This is a genomic window from Kribbella pratensis (genome assembly GCF_004366075.1).
Classification (GTDB): Bacteria; Actinomycetota; Actinomycetes; order Propionibacteriales; family Kribbellaceae; genus Kribbella; species Kribbella pratensis.
In genome coordinates, this window is record NZ_SODU01000001.1 from 2,379,727 (window position 1) to 2,395,582 (window position 15,856).

Below are 15,856 nucleotides of genomic sequence, written 5' to 3' on the forward strand. Positions count from 1 at the left end.
GTTCTGCGCCAGTCCAATCTCGATCAGATAACGCGGCGCAGCGCGGCAAGTCCGTCGGGGATCCGTTCGGACGCGATGGCGCCGTACCCGAAGACGAAGCCGTTCGGACCGGAGCGGTCGATCCCCCAGCGCGAGATCGTGCCAACGCTCACGCCCGCCGCGAGAGCGCGCGCGGCGAGGATCGTGTCATCCGGTTGTCCGGGCGTGAGCAGCGCGGCCATATGCGTCCCGCCGATGGACTCGATCGGCTCGAGAATGCCGGCGAAGTGCTCGCGCAGAGTGCCGATCAGCAAGTGATGCCGGCGCTCGTATGCGCGCCGCATCCGCCGGATGTGGCGAGCCAGGCCGCCCTCCTCGATGAAGACTGCGAGCGCGGCCTGCAGGTGGCCGGCGGTGCCGTAGTCGGCGACGAGCTTCGCGCGGCGTGCGGCTTCACCCAACGTCGCCGGAACGCCGAGAAACCCGACCCGCAAGGCCGGCAGCAGCGTCTTGGAGAACGACCCGACGTACAGGACGCGGCCCTCACTGTCGGTCGCCTGCAGCGGCGTGAGCGGACGTCCGGTGAAGCGAAACTCCGAGTCGTAGTCGTCCTCGACGATCGCCGCGTCGTGCCGGGCGGCCCAGGCGAGTAGCGCGGTACGGCGCGACTCGGACATCGGCATGCCGAGCGGAAACTGGTGCGACGGCGTCACGTAGACCATCCGTGCCTCGGCCGGGAGTTGGTCGACAACCAGCCCCTCATTGTCGACGGGCACCCCGACGACGCGGGCTCCGTGCGCGAGGAATCCTCGGTACGCCGGCAGGTAACCGGGATCCTCGACTGCCACCGTGTCGCCCGGTTCGAGCAGAATGCGCGCGGCGATGTCGAACGCCTGCTGCGCACCCGTCGTGATCACGAGCTGCTCAGGCGCGATCCGGACGCCACGACTCACCACCAGATGCCGCGCGAGCACGTCACGCAGCCGGGCCGAGCCCGCCGGGTCGGCGTAGTTGACCTCGGTACGCATGCGCAGCTGGTCGTTGAGCAGCGCCCGCCACCGTGCGAACGGGAACTGGGTGCGCCCGGGGATGCCGGGACCGAAGTCGAATTCAGGTTCCGATCTGGCGAGATCCGGAACTGCGAGCTGCTCGGCGGCCCAGATCGGGCGCGGCCGCAGCGGGGACGCGGCCGGTGCGGCCGAAGCGTGGCTACGTCGATCGATGACGATCGTTCCGATTCCGGCGCGCGAGCGGATCAGCCCGTGCGCGGCGAGCCGCTCGTACGCCGCGACCACCGTCGCCCGCGACACCGACAACCGGGCGGCGAGGTCACGCGAGGACGGCAGCACCGTTCCTGCGGGCAAAGCGTCGGTGCTGATTCGCTCGTACAGCTGTGCGTAGATCTGCTCGACCAGCCCGCCCTCCTCGCCCAGGTGCAGATGGAGATCCATCCCGGCATTCTCGCCAACGGACCGCCTCAGGGCGAAGTCCTGTACGCCGAGGCCGTCACGGCCCCGCGGCCGGAGTTTCTCCGCCTTGGGCCGAGGTCGCTCGGGTCGGCTGGGGTCAGCTGGTTGTCTTTCGCTGTGCCGCCTCCGCGGTGGCGCGGTCGGGATAGCCCGGGTGCCGGGGATCGATCAGGTCGTCGTACGTCGACGTACGCGAGACGAAGTCGGCCACGAAGGGGCAGATGGCAGTCACGGTGCCTTCGCGCGTACGGATCTCGTCGAACACTCGCCGGATCATCGCGCTCGCCACGCCCTGGTGTTGATGACCAGCTTCGACCTCGGTGTGCCGGAGCGCGTAGCGGTTGGGCCTCAGGCGGGTGTAGTAGAGCCAGCCGACCAGGTGTTCGTCGCGGTGGAGTTCGAAGCGACCTTGCTCGGTGTTGTCGATCAGCTCTTCCTCGCTCATCGGCCCCTCACTTTCATCGTGGTTCCTCATTGTGTACGGCGTCTGGGTTGCGGGCGGCGAGAACAGTGATCAGAGTCGCCCCGAGGGCAAGGACGCCGTACCCCAGGGCGATCTGCGGCAGTGGGAACGTCTTCGAGAGTTGGCCGGAGATCAGGCTCGGAAAGGCGGCGGAGCTGTAGCAGATGACGTAGATGACGCTGAAGATCGCAGCGCGGTCGGCCACGGTGCTGCCGTGCAGCAGTCCGCGGGTGGCAGCACTGATCGCGATGCCTTGCCCTGCACCGGTGACCACGGTAGCGGCGAAGACAAGGCGCAGCGCCCTGGGGTTGCGAACCGGGCGGATCGCGGGGGCAACGTTGTGCATTGACGCGTGCCTCTCTCCTGTCTCGAACACCACCAACTCGTCCATGTGTGAGTGTCGATCCGTCGCGGCGTCTTACGGAGCACGAGAACCATTCGAGCGAGGCGCGCACCCCAAAGTGGACCAAATCGTCCTCACCGGGCAGGAGATGGCGGTGCCGGGCGGTGCCGGCCTGGCGGTTTGATCGATCGAAGGTCGGTGGATCGGATCGCTTCGCCGACCGGTTCCGTATCGTCGTCGAGTATGGGCGAAGAATCGGCCGGTGGTCTCCGGACCTCCGGCCTGGACCTGCACGTAGGTCAGCTCGGGCGCAATCGGCGAGCGGAGCTCATGGATGCCTTCCGGGAGGCGATCCGCACGGGACGTCTGGCGCCGGGGACCCGGGTGCCCTCGAGCCGGGTGCTGGCAGACGATCTCGGGATGGGCCGGAACACCGTCGTACGGGCCTACTCGGAGCTGATCAACGAGGGCTGGCTGCTGGCCCGGCACGGTTCCGGCACCGAAGTGGCACAGCGGGCGACGGAGCAACCGACCGAACGGCAACCACAGCGGCCGACGGCCGCACGGCCGCCGCTGATGCACGATCTGCGGCCAGGCTGGCCGGACCTCTCGTCGTTTCCGCGCCAGGAGTGGGTTCGGGCGGTGAAGCGGACGGTGACCACGGCGCCGTGCGAAGCCTTCGGGTACGCCGACCCACACGGCCACGGCGAACTGCGTGACGCCATCGCCCGGTATCTGGCTCGGGCGCGGGGACTGCGTGCGCGAGCCGACAACATCGTGGTGTGCAGCGGAGCGGCCGAAGGCTTGCGGCTCGTTGCCGCGGTGCTGGCGAAGGCCGGCGTGACGACTGTTGCGGTCGAGGAGTTCGGCCTGCAGACCCAGCGCGAGACACTGCTGCTGACCGGACTCGACGCCGTCCCGATCTCAGTGGACGCGGACGGCGCCGACGTGTCCACGCTCGACGACGCGCCCATCCCGGGAGCGGTTCTGCTCACGCCGTCGCACCAGTTCCCCTTGGGCGTGGCCCTGCAGTCCGACCGGCGGGCCGCGGTCGTGGACTGGGCACGGCGCCGGGACGCGGTGATCATCGAGGACGACTACGACGGGGAGTTCCGCTACGACCGATCTCCGGTGGGCGCGTTGCAGGGGCTGGATCACGACCGCGTGATCTACCTCGGAACCGCGAGCAAGTCGCTGGCGCCCGGCCTGCGCCTCGGGTGGCTTGTCGTCCCCGATCACCTGGTCGAGTCGACTCTCGCGGAGAAGGGGTGGGCGGAGGAGACCGTCGGATTCGTCAACCAGCTGGCGATGACCGATTTCGTCGAGTCGGGGGCGTACGACCGGCACATTCGCGCGATGCGTTCGCAGTACAGCCGCCGGCGGCGGCAACTGGTCGACGCGATCAGCCGGCACGCGCCGTGGGTACGGGTGACCGGGATGGCCGCCGGACTGCACATCGTTGTCGAACACCCCCGCCGGACCGGCGCCGAGCTCGTGTGCCGCGCCGCCGAGGAACAGCTGACGATCGAGCCGCTCGACGCCTTCCGGCACCCTGGATCCCGCTCGGATCGTGACGGCGTGGCCATCGGATTCGCCACACCGTCGGCCAGCGCCTGGTCGGGCGCCCTGGACGCACTGGTCCGCACTCTGCGATGAACCCTTGAGTGGTCCCCGTTCGCACGGCCCAAGTGGACCCAGATTCCAAGTCGTCAGCGGGTTAGCGTCAACCAATTGGACTACCGGTCCAGAGAAGTTGCCGGGACCTCGATCGGCAACCTGCGGAAAGAGGTGCCGGATGAAGGCGATTGTGGTGGCCGATCAGGCCGCGGGAACGGCCGGGATGCGGCTGACCGAACGACCTGTGCCTGAGCCGGCGGGGAACGACGTACTGGTCGAGATTCACGCGTCGGGCTTCACTCCGGGAGAGCTTGACTGGGATACGACCTGGACCGACCGTCTCGGTCGTGACCGGACACCGTCGGTTCCCGGGCACGAACTGGCCGGAGTGGTCTGCGCTCTCGGCTACGGCACGAGGGGGCTGTCGGTCGGCCAGCGGGTTTTCGGCCTCGCTGACTGGACCCGCGACGGCACCCTGGCGGAGTACGCCGCCGTCGAGGCGCGCAACCTCTCGCCGCTGCCGGGCGATGTCGCCTTCACAGTGGGTGCCAGCCTGCCGATCTCAGGTCTGACCGCATGGCAGGGACTGTTCGTGCACGGTCGCCTCCGGGTGGGACAGAGCGCTTTGGTGCACGGCGCTGCCGGTGGAGTCGGCTCGATGGTGACGCAACTCGCGCGGGCGGCCGGTGCCTATGTCATCGGCACCGGACGAGCCGGCGACCGCCAGGCCGCGCTCGACCTCGGCGCCCACGAGTTCGTCGACCTCGAGGATGACTCGCTGGCAGATGTCGGTGCGGTCGACCTGGTGTTCGACAGCTTCGGCGGCGAGATCCAGAAGCGGTCCGCGGACCTGATTCGCGCCGGCGGAACACTGGTGACCATTGCCGGTCCACCAGAGGCTCGACCCGCCGACGGTCTGGCGATCGACTTCGTCGTCGAGGCGGACCGCGGTCAGCTGAGTGAGATCGCCCAGCGGGTGCGGGACGGGCGACTGCGGACGCTGATCGGGAACGTCGCGAGTCTCGACGACGCCGTCGCCGCCTTCAACCCGACCGAGCGGGTCAAAGGCAAGACGATCATCCGCGTTCGTCCTTGAGGCCGGACCCGGCGAGCCCATCGCATCAGTGCCCTGCCCGTCGCGGGGCCGAGCGGACTTCCTCTATCATGGACGATATAGTCCACTTCCGACGCCGGCGTCAGGGTGGATTCGGAAAGCGCAACAGGAGTGGTGATGACTGAGCACGTCGTTCGGCCCGATGGAACGGGCTTCTACCTCGCCGGCGGCGAGCTGACGATGGCCGGCTTCGCCGAGCAAGTCATCGCGTTCGAGCAGCCGATCGACTTCAGCATCACCGCGGGTCTGTTCGGCAGCACCGACCTGGACGTCGTGGTCGCCTCCTGGAGCAGCGCGGAGCCGGGTGATTTGAGCGGCGTGCGGTCACAGGACGGCCTGTTGGTCCTGCCGCTGCGAACGCAGGCACTGATGCTCAATTCGCTTCCGAGTAATACGCGGGTGCGACTGCGGACGGAGTCCTCGCTGCACGACGCCGCGGGCACCTGGCAGCTCACTCTGCATTTCCGCAATCGGGCCGGATCTGGCCTCACCTGGCATGCCAGTCTCCCCGCTGAAGCGTTCGACGCCGGCTGGACCGCGCCGTTGGCCGATTTCTTGACCGTCGACGGCGTAGACCCCGACATACGTGAGCTGACATCTGTCACGCTGGCTCATCACGCGGACGACGAGTTCTACGAGCTCCTCGTCGACGGGCAGCGGGCAGGCATCCTTGTCTATCACGTGATCGGCTCCCACCTGTCGATCACGCACACCGTCATCGACCAGGCCTACCGCGGGCGAGGACTGTCGTGGGAGCTCATCCGGCGCGCACTCGACGACATCCGCACAAGGTCCCTGACGGTGTCGAACTACTGCGCGATCGTGCGCCAATTCGTCGAAGAGAATCCCGAGTACGGCGATCTCCTCGCCCTGCCGCGGCCGGTCTGATCCTTGGCTCGGGCAACGAACAGTCAGGACGGTGAAGCTATGGCGAAGCAGGACACGCTTGATCCCGAAACGCGTGCGCGGATCCTCGACTCCGCCGCCACGCTCTTCTACACCAAAGGAGTCGCATCAACCTCGCTCAATGACGTCCAGACGGCCAGCGGCGCCAGCGAATCGCAGCTCTCCGGTCACTTCCGGGACAAGACGAGCCTGATCCGCGCCGTCATCGACGTACAGTCCCGCTCTGTACTCGCCCGGGAGGAGAGCCGCTTGGCGGCAGTGAGCACCCTTGCCGGTCTGCGGCGCTGGCGCGACGCGCTCGTCCGGTCCAACACCCTTCAGGACGGGTCCTACGGATGCGCCCTCGGCGCGATGTCGACCGAGCTGTCCGACAAGGACGAACGATCCCGAGCAGCACTCGCGCTGGCCTTCGGAAGCTGGCAACAGCTCATCGTCGATGCCTTGGAACGCCTACGCGATCAGGGAATCCTCGCGGCGGACGTCGACACTCACAAGCTCGGAACCGGCCTGCTGGCTGCACTGCAAGGCGGTTACGTCCTCGCCCAGAACGCGCGCAACTCCACACCGATGGCCGACGCACTGGACATGGCATTGGACCGCATCAGCTCCTTCGCCGAGAGCGGTCGCTGACCTACTTGCCAGTTGTCGTCGCGTATGCCCGGACCGAGTCCATCGCCAGCTCGAGCGCGATCTGCATCGGTCCGGGATCTCGCGCCGCTTGAGCCAGAACGTAACCACCTTGTATCGCAGCCATGATGCCTGTCGCCAGGCGCTGGGGATCAGCCTCCGCGGACAGGGTGTTGTTGGCCTGCATCCGCTCGAGTACGGCGACCAGGAGGGAGATCCACGTGGTCAGGTGGGCGTCGAGGTCGAGTCGCGCGGCTTCATCGTGATCGGACAGTTCGGTCGACAGGGATCCCAGCTCGCAGCCCATCGCTCCGCGGCGAGCGGTGACGCGTTGCAGAATGGCCTTGCACCAGCGGTCAAGGCCGCTGAAGGAGTCGATCCGGCGGAGGTGCTGCTCCTCCCGCTCGAGCACCCGGCCGCCGCGCAGTGCGATGACCGCCTGGACCAAGGCGCTCTTGTCGGGGAAATGCCGATAGAGCTGTGACTTGCTGGTCCCGCTCGCCGCCGTCACCTCGTCGAGGGTCGTCGCGGCGGCGCCCTTGAGGGCGATCAGCTCGTCGGCGGACGCGACGATCCGAGCTCTGGTGGCCGCGCCGCGCGCGGTCAGGCGGCGGTCGACGTCGTTCACTGTCTCGGGCACGCCAAGAGCCTATCCGAGCCGAGATCGGCCGGCTCGGTGTTCGCCGGTAAGGACGTCGCACGGACGGGACACAGAGTCTGTGCAGGCCCTCTACCGGAAGGACGACAGTGCGCGCGACGATCGACGGCGTTCTCCTCGCCGATGCGGAACCGGAACACATCATCTCGATCGAGGGGAACTGTTACTTTCCCCTGGACTCGCTCACGATCGGCACGTTGACGGACAGCCCGACGCCGTACGTGTGCCCGTGGAAGGGACAAGCGCGCTACTACAGCGTGACGACCCCGCACAACCAGCACGTCGACGCCGCGTGGTGCTATCCGCATCCCAAGCAGACAGCGATCGAAACGGTGGGGCACAACTTCACCGGATACGTCGCCTTCGACACCACTCGAGTGCTTGTCGAGTAGCCCCGAGGGCGCCGCGTGCTTTACGCGAGCTGCTGGTCCGGCAGGTATCCGGCGTCGGCCAGCGCTGTCCGCAACTTGCGCCGGGCGTCGAACATCATCTTGTAGATCGCATTCTGTGTCGCTCCGAGTTGATCCGCGAGCACGTCGCTGGGCATCCCGTTCAGCACCAACGCGACGAACACGGTCCGTTGCCTCGCCGTCAGTTTCTCGTCGACGGCCCGATGGACGGCTCGCATCAGATCCCGGCTCTCCGCCTGGGCCCCCGGCTCGATCCCCAGGCGTGCCGGCAGACGGTCCCAGTCCTCGTCGTCGAAGGCCACTCCGGCCCGCTGCCAGAAGTGCCGGTTGACCTTGGCCGCCACATCGAAGATCACGAACTTGTACGCCCAGGTGGTGAACTTGCAGTCGCCGCGGAACGTCTCGACCTTGCCGCAGATCGCCAGCAGGGCGTCCGCGGCACCCTGGTGCGCGATGTCGTCCAGCTCGGGACCGGCGAGCCGCTGCCTCGCCGCTCGCCGACCCACCTCCGAACGAGCCGCACGGAGCAGTACGTCGTACAGCCGTCAGCTCGCCAACTCACGCCGTACGCCACCACTGCTCAGATCGCGAACCCAGGCTCTGTTCTCCGCCGCCGCCTCCGCAGAGAGGGCCCGTAGCTGAGGCAAGGACTCGCAGACTTCACTCTTCATGGATCCACCCTGCCGACCGGCGTGACAATCACATGGACGATATCGTCCTTTTGGAAGGTCGTCCACTCAGGAATGTCAATTCAACTGGTCGATCTAGTCCAACCCGATCTGAAGCGCCCCTGGAACGACGCCAGCGGGCGACACTCTGGCACCCGAGAATCCTGCGGTTGATGCCCGAACTCCGGCTCACGGTTCTCATCGGCACCTATGCCCAGAAGCACTATCTCGGCGCCGCGGCGAAGAAGAACCTGACCGAGACCGTCCGTGCCTACCGCGACTATGGCCCCGCCTTGCGATCCCTGGTCGCGGCGGCCGTCTCAGAGCCCCGCCGGGGATCACTCCAGCACTAGTCTCGTTGGTGGCTGTCGGTCATCGTCCTGAACGGCCGCCAGGAGCCCCCGCGCGTCCTCCGCGCACGCCTCACAACCGGCAAGGTGCGCCGCGACCCCGGGGTACTGCTCGGCCGGATCGACACCGGCCGCCTGCAGTTCGGCGTACAGATGCAGAACGGCCATCACCTCGTCACAGCCGACATCCTGCGGGTCAGCGGCCAGGAATCGATCAAGTGTCTCCCTCCACCCCGCCATGACTCTCACCTCTACCCGTTACCGCGTCGCCACGATGAGCGTCCTCGGTCTTACGGCCGCGGCGGTAAGAACCTGCCTCAGCTCGACGCTAACCAGTCACGAACCCCTAGTGGAGGTCGATGCGATATGCCGGGCTCCGAGCTCGCCGAGAAGTTCATGGCGTTGCACACCCGCGACGGTGGTCTCGTCATGCCCACCGAAACCGGTCAACGTCCTCGTGTCGCCGGCCGACGAAGTTCTCACCGTCGCCGAGCTGCCGGACGGCCGGAGTCAATCCAACCATCCACCCGTCATCAACGATCGCCCGAAGAAAGCAGATTGCCATGGATCTCGACAAGCTCATGAGCAAGCACCTCACCAGGTACTTCGATCCGAGCAGGACGATCCCCGAGGAGACCCTTCAGCAGATCTTGCGGTTTCTGCGCTCGACGCCCACGTCGACCAACATCCAGCCGAACCACTTCTACGTCATTGCCACCCCGGAAGGAAAAAGGCAGCTCGCGGACAACCTGGGCGAACGTTTCCAGGACAACTCACCGAAGATCCTGAACTCCTCACACACCATCATCCTCACCACCCGGGCACATCTGCCGGAGAGCCACGTCGAGGCGGTGTTCGGCAAGGAACGCGCGGACGGCCGGTTCCCCGACCCGGCGAAACAGGAACTGTGGGAGTCGATGACCCGAGACTTCCTCGACCTGCGCAACTTCGGCTACAAGGACGTGAACCACTGGATGGAGAAGCAGACCTATCTGGTGATGGGTCTGACCATGATGGCGGCCGCCGAGCTCGGTGTCGAAGCCATGCCGCTCGAAGGGTTCGACCCCACCACTGTCGACAAGGCGTTCAAGATCCGTGAGACCGGACACGCCACCACGGTCCTGCTCGCACTCGGCTACCCCGACCCCAAGAAGCAGTACAGCAACCCGATCTCGCGGTTCGATACGGACGAACTGTTCACTTTCGTCTGATCGCAGTGAAGGCTACAACCGACTACAGGAGGCACCTGATGAAGGCGATTGTTGTGCAGGACCAGGCTGGAGGGACAGCCGGGATGACGCTGGCCGAGCGTCCGGAGCCCGCGGCCGCCATCAACGATGTCGTCGTCCGAGTTCATGCGTCGGGCTGGATCTCGACGGAGCTGGAGTGGCCGTCGACATGGACCGACCGAGCCGGCCGCGACCGTGCACCTTCGATCCCTGGGCACGAGCTGGCCGGAGTCGTGACTTCCCTCGGCTACGGTACGACGGGATTGTCCGTCGGCGAGCGCGTGTTCGGTATCGCTGACTGGCACCGCGACGGTTCGCTGGCGGAGTACGTGGCGATCGAAGCCCGCAACCTCGCGCCGCTGCCCGACGACCTCGACGTCACGGTCGGCGCGAGCCTACCGATTTCGGGGCTGACCGCGTGGCAAGGGCTGTTCCAGCACGGGCGCCTGAAGTCTGGACAGAGCGTCCTCGCGCACGGTGCGGCCGGCGCAGTCGGAACGATGGTGACGCAGCTGGCTCGCGAGGCCGGCGCCCACGTAATCGGTACCGGCCGCGCCGCCGACCGTGCGAAGGCGCTCGATTTCGGCGCCCACGAGTTCGTCGACCTCGAGAAGGACGCTCTGGAGGACGTCGGTGCGGTTGATCTGGTCTTCGACGTCATCGGCGGCGACATCCAGCAAAGGTCCGCGGCCATGATCAAGGCCGGCGGATCACTGGTATCGATCGTCGGCCCGGTCGAGGCCGCGCCGGCCGACGGCCGGGTGGTGGACTTCGTCGTCGAGGCCGATCGCGGCCAACTGACCGAGATCGCCCGGCGGGTGCAAGACGGAAGACTGCGCACGAACATCGGAACGACCACGACACTCGACGACGCCGTCGCCACCTTCAACTCCACCGAGCGAGCCAAGGGCAAGACGGTCGTTCTCATCAAGCCGTGAGACAGCAACGGACCTCTGATCAACCAAGACGCACCTCACAGGCACAACTGCTGATGAGGCCAGTGGGTGCGGAGCCAGCGGTCGTGAGTCGCCAGAACCGTCGTGCGGTCATGGATACATCGTCCAGCACTCGCCGAGTGCCGAACGTGCGGACCAGATCCCGAGCGATCAAGGCCGGTCCGCGACCATCCGCCGCTGGATCAGCCACGGCCGTCGGTGCCTCGAACGTCCTGAGCGCTTGCCTCGAGCAACCGCCGTTCGTCGAGGCGGAGCCATCTGGACACCTTGATCTCGGTGAGGAAGCGGTCGTCATGGCTCACGACGACGAACGCACCTTCGTAGGCGTTCAAGGCGCTTTCGAGCTGGCTCACGCTGAGGAGGTCGAGGTTGTTGGTCGGTTCATCCAGGAGAAGCAGCTGCGGTGCGGGTTCGGCGTACAGGACGCAGGCGAGGGTCGCGCGGAGGCGCTCGCCGCCGGACAGCACACCGACCGGTAGATGGATCCGTGAGCCGCGGAAGAGGAACCGGGCCAGGAGGTTCATCCGTTGTGCTTGCGGCATGCCGGGGGCGAAGGCGGCGAGATTCTCGGCGATGGTGCGGTCGAGATCGAGCAGATCCAGGCGTTGGGAGAGGTAGGCGATGCGGCCGTCAGCTCGTCTGATCTCGCCTGCCGAGGAGGTGAGGTCGCCGTGGATCAGCCTGAGAAGGGTGGACTTCCCGGCGCCGTTGGGGCCGATGAGCGCGATGCGTTCCGGGCCGCGGATGGTGAGGTCGGCGTCGGCGATGATCTCGCGGCCGCCCAGCTCGACCCGGATACCCTCGCTGTGGAACAGCGTGCGGCCTGCCGGCACGTTCGTCGCGGGGAGTTGCAGGGCGATCTTCTGCTCGTCCCGGACCGCCCGGCCGGCCTCGTCGAGCCGGGCCTTGGCATCGCTGACCCGCGCGGTGTGCGTCTCGTTCGCCTTGCCTGCCGACTCCTGCGCGTTGCGCTTCATCGTCCCGGCGAAGATCTTCGGCAGGCCCGCGTTGCCCAGGTTCTTGCTCGCGTTGCCGGCTCGCCGCGCGGCACGTTCGCGGGCCTGCTGGAGTTCACGCTTCTCCCGCTTGACCTCCTGTTCGGCGTTCCGCACGTTCTTCTCGGCGACCTCGCGGGCTGCTTGCACGGCGTCCTCGTACGCCGGGAAGTTGCCGCCGTAGGTGTGGATCTCGCCGCGATCCAGCTCGGCGATGCGGTCCGTCCGGTCGAGCAGCGCGCGGTCGTGGCTGACCAGAACCAGGCAGCCGGTCCAGTCCTCGAGTACGTCGTACAGCTTGCGCCGGGCAACCAAGTCGAGGTTGTTGGTCGGTTCGTCGAGGAGCAGGACGTCCGGTCGCCTGAGCAACTGGGCCGCCAGGCCGAGTGAGATGACCTGACCACCGCTGAGCGTACTCAGGTTCCGCTCGAGCTCGAGATCGCCGAGGCCGAGCCGGTCGAGCTGGGCGATCGTGCGCTCCTCGATGTCCCAGTCGTCGCCGACGGTGGTGAAGTGTTCCTCCGCGACGTCGCCGGATTCGATCGCGTTGAGCGCCTGGATGATCGGCGCGACGCCGAGCACCTCCGCGACGGTCAGGTCGCCGGCCAGGGGCAAGGTTTGCGGCAGATAGCCGACCACGCCTTCGACGGAGACGTTGCCCGCCGTGGGGCTGAGTTCGCCGGCGATCAGCTTGAGCAGAGTGCTCTTGCCGGCGCCGTTCGGCGCGACGAGACCGGTGCGCCCGGCACCGAACGCGAACGACAGCCCGTCGAAGACAGGCGTGTCGTCAGGCCAGGAGAAGGACAGATCGGACACAACGACAAAGGCGTCAGACATGCAGAAGACCTCGAGGTGAGCTGCCGAGCAGGCAACAGCCGCCGCTCAGCGGGAGACGGGATGGCGGAACGACAAAATGGCCACGGCTGCACGAGCCAGCGGCCTGTCACCTCGGGACTCACCCGGAGATGTCGTCTTCACCCACCACGTCTGATCTCCTCCAGAAATGTCGCCTTCCACGGTAGCAAACGTTCCCCGCCGCGAACTTCAGGGGCGGGAGGGCCACGTACGATGCCTTTCCAGCTGTGTGTGACCAGGTCAGAAGTGGATGGACGGGGTCGCGAAGTGAGTGGGACGGAGAGGACGGGTATGCCGGAGGGCATCGATCAGGAGAGGCTGGACCGTGCGTACGCGCGGCTCGCCGAATATCACAACGAGGATCTGCCGCAAGGCATCCCTCCGGTCGCCGCGGAGATGTTCGCGGGCTACCAGGTCACGCCGTACGAGGAGTGGCTGATCTTCAACTCCGCGGACGGTTTCACCAACCAGACCTTCCTGGTCAGTGATCAGATGGTCTACGAGTCGCCGGGCTGGGAGTCGTACGACGACGCCCTCACCGAGGCCCGCGCGTTGAAGGCGGCCGGCGCCACCCGCCGCCCCGACGCCCCGGACGACGAGGACGACGAGGACGACTGATCTGCGGCCCTTCAGGAATCCGAAGGCCGTCCCTCGGTCATGGGGTCGTGACTGAGGTGACGGTGGATCCGGTGACGTATGTCGGCCAGACGCCGACCGGCACGTTGACCTTGCCGTTCGTGTCCGGGGTGTAGGTCGTCGAGACTCCGTAGAGGTTGGTGACCTGGATCGGGCCGGTCGCGTTGACTGTGACTGTGGTGCCGGTGCCGCTGGCTGCCCAGATCGCCCGAAGTGGTGTGCCGTCGTTGGCGGCGAAGACCTGGTCGATCAGCCCGTTGCCCGGGAACTCCTGGCCGAGGAACGTCGCGCCGCGGAGCTGGCGAGCGCCGGTGGCGTAGGCGACGTACGACGGTTTGGGTGTGTATGCACCGAGAGCATCGGCCGGGTTGTGTACGAGACCGAAGTTGTCCTCCTTGTCCGCCGGGTCGATGCCGTCGTTCATGAAGTCGTAGAGGTAGTACCGGTCGACGCCGCGGCCGAGGACGGCGAGCTGGGCCCGGGCGGCGTACATGGCCTGGGTCGGCTCGCTGACGTTGCTCTGGTAAGTCCCCGTGTACCAGCCGGACTCGGTGACCCAGATCGGCTTGTCCACGCCGCCGTTGTACTGCCGGATCAACGCCCGGACCCGGTCGATCGCGGCGCTGAGCCCCTCGGGAGCGTTCAGGAAGTTGTACGGGTGGATGGACACCACGTCGAGGTACTTCAGCCCGCCGAGTTGGCAGAACGCCTCGAACCAGGCCACCTGGGTGACGTCGGTGTCACCGCCGCCGACGATCGTCAGCCCCGGGTGGTTGGCCTTCAGCTTCGGGTACGTTGCCTTCAGCAACGCAAGATAACTCTCCGGTGTCTTGTTGGACGGGCCGGCCGCATTGACATCCCACTCGTTCCAGATCGCCAGGTTCTTGATCTGCGGGAACTGCGTGGCGAGGGCATCGGCGTAGTTGGCGAACGCGGCTCGGCCGGTGTCGGTGAACGGTGCGTCGAAGTAGTCCTCCGGTACGTCGTCGTACAGCGGGTTGCCGTAGTCGGCGATCAGCAGCGGGTCGATGCCGTTCGCCTGCCAGGACTGGAGGTAGTTGGTGACCTTCGCGGGAAAGGCGTACGTCCCACGGGTCGTCTCGGCCTGATACCACTGTGCTTCGTCACGCCCACCGCGGGCGCCGGACAGAGTGAGCAGTGGCATCGGGGTCGTGCTCCACGACTGGCCGAAGTGAGTACCGGCGCCGATCAGCGATGTAGCCGTGGTCGCCGCGACCGCGTCGACGTTGACCGTGGCCGTCGTACCGCCGCCGATGATCGAGCTGCGGTCCAGCGTGACCACGATCGATTTCGCCGGCCCGTGCCAGATGCCGTCGTCAGCGCCACCGAAGTGCAGGTAGCCGGTGCCGCCGTCGAACCGGGTGACGTTCAGTTGCTGCCAAGCGGTCGAGCTGGACAGCGGCAATCGTTGCTGGTGCACCTGCCCGGTGGCGTCGGTCAGCCGCAGCCCGATGGCCGACAGTTGGCTGGTTTTGACGGACAGGCTGAGGGCGGTCAGATCGACAGGAACCATGGTTCGTTGAATGGCGACGTAGTTGCCGCCGCCGGCGAAGTTTCCCGAGAGCTTGGCAGACTGGGTCCCGGCTGCGGCCGAGGTCGCGTCGAGCGCCAGGCTGCCCGTCGCGCCTGGGAACTCGCTGCCGGGATAGAACGACCAGCCCTCGGCCGCGCTTTCGTAGTCGCCGAGCGGTGTGGTCGGTTTGCCGGCCGGCGCCTTCAGTGCGAGGTCGTCCAGGTTCAGGGTCGTGGTCGTCGCGCCGGAGATGGCCGCCTTGTCCAGCACGACCTCGACCGCCTTGGCCGGGCCGTGCCAGACACCGTCGTTGGCGCCACCGAAGTGCACGTACTGCTTGCCCCCGTCGAACCTCGTGACGGCCAGCGCCTGCCAGTCGGTTGCCCCCGACAACGTCAGGCGCTGCTGATGGACCTGACCGGTGGAATCGGTCAGCCGGAACGTGAGGAACGACAGATTCGGCGACTTCGCCCAGAAGCTGACGCTGGTCGCGTTGACCGACGGCAACGGCCGCTTGACGCTGACGTACGCGCCGCCGGCACCGAAGTTGGCGGACAGCTTTCCCGAGCTGGAGCCGGAGTGATTGTTCGTGCTGTCGAGGGTGAAACTGCCAGTGGCGCCGGGATATTCGCTCCCGGGATAGAACGTCCAGCCTTCGGCGGTGTTCTCGAAGTCGCCGATCCGGTGGGACGTGAGTCCGGCGATCGGCGACGTACTGACCGGACTGACGACGGCGAACGTGGTCTGCGCGGACGTCGTACCGGCTTGGACCGTGAGCTTGTACCACCCGCGGGTGGTGAGCGGGATCTGCAATGTGCTGGCGGCGGCCTGGCTGCCGCTGGCGACGACGGTGCCGTTGACGTCGGCCGCCGACCAGCTGACCGAGGCCGCGTCCGTGTTGAGGCCGAACCTCACCGGCTGGCCGTCGGTGAAGACGTTTCCGACAGTGATCGGCGTGAGCGTCAGTACGGCGGCCTGGGCGGTGGCAACCGTACCGAAGCCGAGGAGGCAGACTGCGAAGACGATGGCGAGTAGGCGTTTCATGGC

General features: G+C 66.9%; 17 protein-coding genes. 9 read left to right on the forward strand and 8 right to left on the reverse strand.

What is annotated here, in order from left to right; all coding sequences use genetic code 11:
* Nucleotides 1-23: 23 nt before the first annotated feature.
* From pdxR (EV137_RS11355) to EV137_RS11365, 3 genes are all read right to left on the reverse strand, one after another.
* On the reverse strand, nucleotides 24-1,430 hold the full coding sequence (gene pdxR / locus EV137_RS11355) for a MocR-like pyridoxine biosynthesis transcription factor PdxR (protein ID WP_134128349.1): 1,407 nt from the start codon (nucleotides 1,428-1,430) through the stop codon (nucleotides 24-26).
* 115 nt (nucleotides 1,431-1,545) lie between these two features.
* Nucleotides 1,546-1,893, reverse strand: coding sequence for a GNAT family N-acetyltransferase (locus EV137_RS11360; RefSeq protein ID WP_166679831.1), 348 nt, complete (start codon nucleotides 1,891-1,893; stop codon nucleotides 1,546-1,548).
* 13 nt (nucleotides 1,894-1,906) lie between these two features.
* Nucleotides 1,907-2,257, reverse strand: a complete 351-nt coding sequence (locus EV137_RS11365; RefSeq protein ID WP_202870890.1) for a hypothetical protein — start codon at nucleotides 2,255-2,257, stop codon at nucleotides 1,907-1,909.
* 240 nt (nucleotides 2,258-2,497) lie between these two features.
* Here EV137_RS11365 and pdxR (EV137_RS11370) point away from each other — a divergent pair, with 240 nt between their 5' ends.
* From pdxR (EV137_RS11370) to EV137_RS11385, 4 genes are all read left to right on the forward strand, one after another.
* Complete coding sequence (gene pdxR, locus EV137_RS11370) at nucleotides 2,498-3,910, forward strand: MocR-like pyridoxine biosynthesis transcription factor PdxR (RefSeq protein WP_134128351.1); 1,413 nt, start codon at nucleotides 2,498-2,500, stop codon at nucleotides 3,908-3,910.
* Nucleotides 3,911-4,049: 139 nt separating this feature from the next.
* Nucleotides 4,050-4,967, forward strand: a complete 918-nt coding sequence (locus EV137_RS11375) for an NADP-dependent oxidoreductase (RefSeq protein WP_134128353.1) — start codon at nucleotides 4,050-4,052, stop codon at nucleotides 4,965-4,967.
* Between the two features lie 135 nt (nucleotides 4,968-5,102).
* The gene (locus EV137_RS11380) at nucleotides 5,103-5,873 is read left to right on the forward strand and encodes a GNAT family N-acetyltransferase (RefSeq protein ID WP_134128355.1); all 771 of its coding nucleotides are present in this window, start codon (nucleotides 5,103-5,105) and stop codon (nucleotides 5,871-5,873) included.
* A gap of 39 nt (nucleotides 5,874-5,912) precedes the next feature.
* Nucleotides 5,913-6,521, forward strand: a complete 609-nt coding sequence (locus EV137_RS11385; RefSeq protein WP_134000866.1) for a TetR/AcrR family transcriptional regulator — start codon at nucleotides 5,913-5,915, stop codon at nucleotides 6,519-6,521.
* Between the two features lies 1 nt (nucleotide 6,522).
* On the opposite strand, the gene EV137_RS11390 is transcribed toward EV137_RS11385, so the two are convergent.
* On the reverse strand, nucleotides 6,523-7,158 hold the full coding sequence (locus tag EV137_RS11390) for a TetR/AcrR family transcriptional regulator (RefSeq protein WP_202870891.1): 636 nt from the start codon (nucleotides 7,156-7,158) through the stop codon (nucleotides 6,523-6,525).
* A gap of 107 nt (nucleotides 7,159-7,265) precedes the next feature.
* On the opposite strand from EV137_RS11390, the gene EV137_RS11395 reads away from it, so the two are divergent.
* Entirely contained in the window at nucleotides 7,266-7,568 is a 303-nt protein-coding gene (locus EV137_RS11395) for a DUF427 domain-containing protein (protein ID WP_134128357.1), read from the forward strand.
* A gap of 20 nt (nucleotides 7,569-7,588) precedes the next feature.
* Here the strand turns inward: EV137_RS11395 and EV137_RS11400 are convergent, their stop codons facing one another.
* Complete coding sequence (locus EV137_RS11400) at nucleotides 7,589-8,128, reverse strand: sigma-70 family RNA polymerase sigma factor (RefSeq protein ID WP_311136376.1); 540 nt, start codon at nucleotides 8,126-8,128, stop codon at nucleotides 7,589-7,591.
* A gap of 299 nt (nucleotides 8,129-8,427) precedes the next feature.
* On the opposite strand from EV137_RS11400, the gene EV137_RS11405 reads away from it, so the two are divergent.
* Complete coding sequence (locus tag EV137_RS11405; protein WP_134128359.1) at nucleotides 8,428-8,607, forward strand: uracil-DNA glycosylase family protein; 180 nt, start codon at nucleotides 8,428-8,430, stop codon at nucleotides 8,605-8,607.
* On the opposite strand, the gene EV137_RS11410 is transcribed toward EV137_RS11405, so the two are convergent.
* A complete protein-coding gene (locus tag EV137_RS11410; protein ID WP_134128361.1) occupies nucleotides 8,593-8,844 on the reverse strand; it encodes a hypothetical protein in 252 nt (83 codons plus the stop codon). The two genes, EV137_RS11405 and EV137_RS11410, sit on opposite strands and share 15 nt — an antisense overlap.
* 323 nt (nucleotides 8,845-9,167) lie before the next feature.
* Between EV137_RS11410 and EV137_RS11420 the strand changes: the two genes are divergently transcribed.
* Both EV137_RS11420 and EV137_RS11425 read left to right on the forward strand, forming a co-directional pair.
* Entirely contained in the window at nucleotides 9,168-9,815 is a 648-nt protein-coding gene (locus tag EV137_RS11420; RefSeq protein ID WP_134128365.1) for a nitroreductase family protein, read from the forward strand.
* Nucleotides 9,816-9,853: 38 nt separating this feature from the next.
* Entirely contained in the window at nucleotides 9,854-10,771 is a 918-nt protein-coding gene (locus EV137_RS11425) for an NADP-dependent oxidoreductase (protein ID WP_134128367.1), read from the forward strand.
* A 200-nt stretch (nucleotides 10,772-10,971) separates the two neighbouring features.
* Here the strand turns inward: EV137_RS11425 and abc-f are convergent, their stop codons facing one another.
* Entirely contained in the window at nucleotides 10,972-12,621 is a 1,650-nt protein-coding gene (abc-f, locus tag EV137_RS11435; protein ID WP_134128371.1) for a ribosomal protection-like ABC-F family protein, read from the reverse strand.
* A 309-nt stretch (nucleotides 12,622-12,930) separates the two neighbouring features.
* Between abc-f and EV137_RS11440 the strand changes: the two genes are divergently transcribed.
* The gene (locus tag EV137_RS11440) at nucleotides 12,931-13,257 is read left to right on the forward strand and encodes a hypothetical protein (protein WP_134128373.1); all 327 of its coding nucleotides are present in this window, start codon (nucleotides 12,931-12,933) and stop codon (nucleotides 13,255-13,257) included.
* A gap of 37 nt (nucleotides 13,258-13,294) precedes the next feature.
* Here EV137_RS11440 and EV137_RS11445 read toward each other — a convergent pair whose 3' ends face one another.
* Nucleotides 13,295-15,853: a glycosyl hydrolase gene (locus tag EV137_RS11445; protein ID WP_134128375.1), complete on the reverse strand. Its 2,559-nt coding sequence runs from the start codon at nucleotides 15,851-15,853 to the stop codon at nucleotides 13,295-13,297.
* Nucleotides 15,854-15,856 lie beyond the last annotated feature (3 nt).

What these genes read in the sequence shown, in the direction of transcription:
- pdxR (WP_134128349.1), bottom strand. Translation starts at nt 1,430, where the DNA reads ATGGATCTCCATCTGCACCTGGGCGAGGAGGGCGGGCTGGTCGAGCAG.
- EV137_RS11360 (WP_166679831.1), bottom strand. Translation starts at nt 1,893, where the DNA reads ATGAGCGAGGAAGAGCTGATCGACAACACCGAGCAAGGTCGCTTCGAA.
- EV137_RS11365 (WP_202870890.1), bottom strand. Translation starts at nt 2,257, where the DNA reads ATGCACAACGTTGCCCCCGCGATCCGCCCGGTTCGCAACCCCAGGGCG.
- pdxR (WP_134128351.1), top strand. Translation starts at nt 2,498, where the DNA reads ATGGGCGAAGAATCGGCCGGTGGTCTCCGGACCTCCGGCCTGGACCTG.
- EV137_RS11375 (WP_134128353.1), top strand. Translation starts at nt 4,050, where the DNA reads ATGAAGGCGATTGTGGTGGCCGATCAGGCCGCGGGAACGGCCGGGATG.
- EV137_RS11380 (WP_134128355.1), top strand. Translation starts at nt 5,103, where the DNA reads ATGACTGAGCACGTCGTTCGGCCCGATGGAACGGGCTTCTACCTCGCC.
- EV137_RS11385 (WP_134000866.1), top strand. Translation starts at nt 5,913, where the DNA reads ATGGCGAAGCAGGACACGCTTGATCCCGAAACGCGTGCGCGGATCCTC.
- EV137_RS11405 (WP_134128359.1), top strand. Translation starts at nt 8,428, where the DNA reads ATGCCCGAACTCCGGCTCACGGTTCTCATCGGCACCTATGCCCAGAAG.
- EV137_RS11410 (WP_134128361.1), bottom strand. Translation starts at nt 8,844, where the DNA reads ATGGCGGGGTGGAGGGAGACACTTGATCGATTCCTGGCCGCTGACCCG.
- EV137_RS11420 (WP_134128365.1), top strand. Translation starts at nt 9,168, where the DNA reads ATGGATCTCGACAAGCTCATGAGCAAGCACCTCACCAGGTACTTCGAT.
- EV137_RS11425 (WP_134128367.1), top strand. Translation starts at nt 9,854, where the DNA reads ATGAAGGCGATTGTTGTGCAGGACCAGGCTGGAGGGACAGCCGGGATG.
- abc-f (WP_134128371.1), bottom strand. Translation starts at nt 12,621, where the DNA reads ATGTCTGACGCCTTTGTCGTTGTGTCCGATCTGTCCTTCTCCTGGCCT.
- EV137_RS11440 (WP_134128373.1), top strand. Translation starts at nt 12,931, where the DNA reads ATGCCGGAGGGCATCGATCAGGAGAGGCTGGACCGTGCGTACGCGCGG.
- EV137_RS11445 (WP_134128375.1), bottom strand. Translation starts at nt 15,853, where the DNA reads ATGAAACGCCTACTCGCCATCGTCTTCGCAGTCTGCCTCCTCGGCTTC.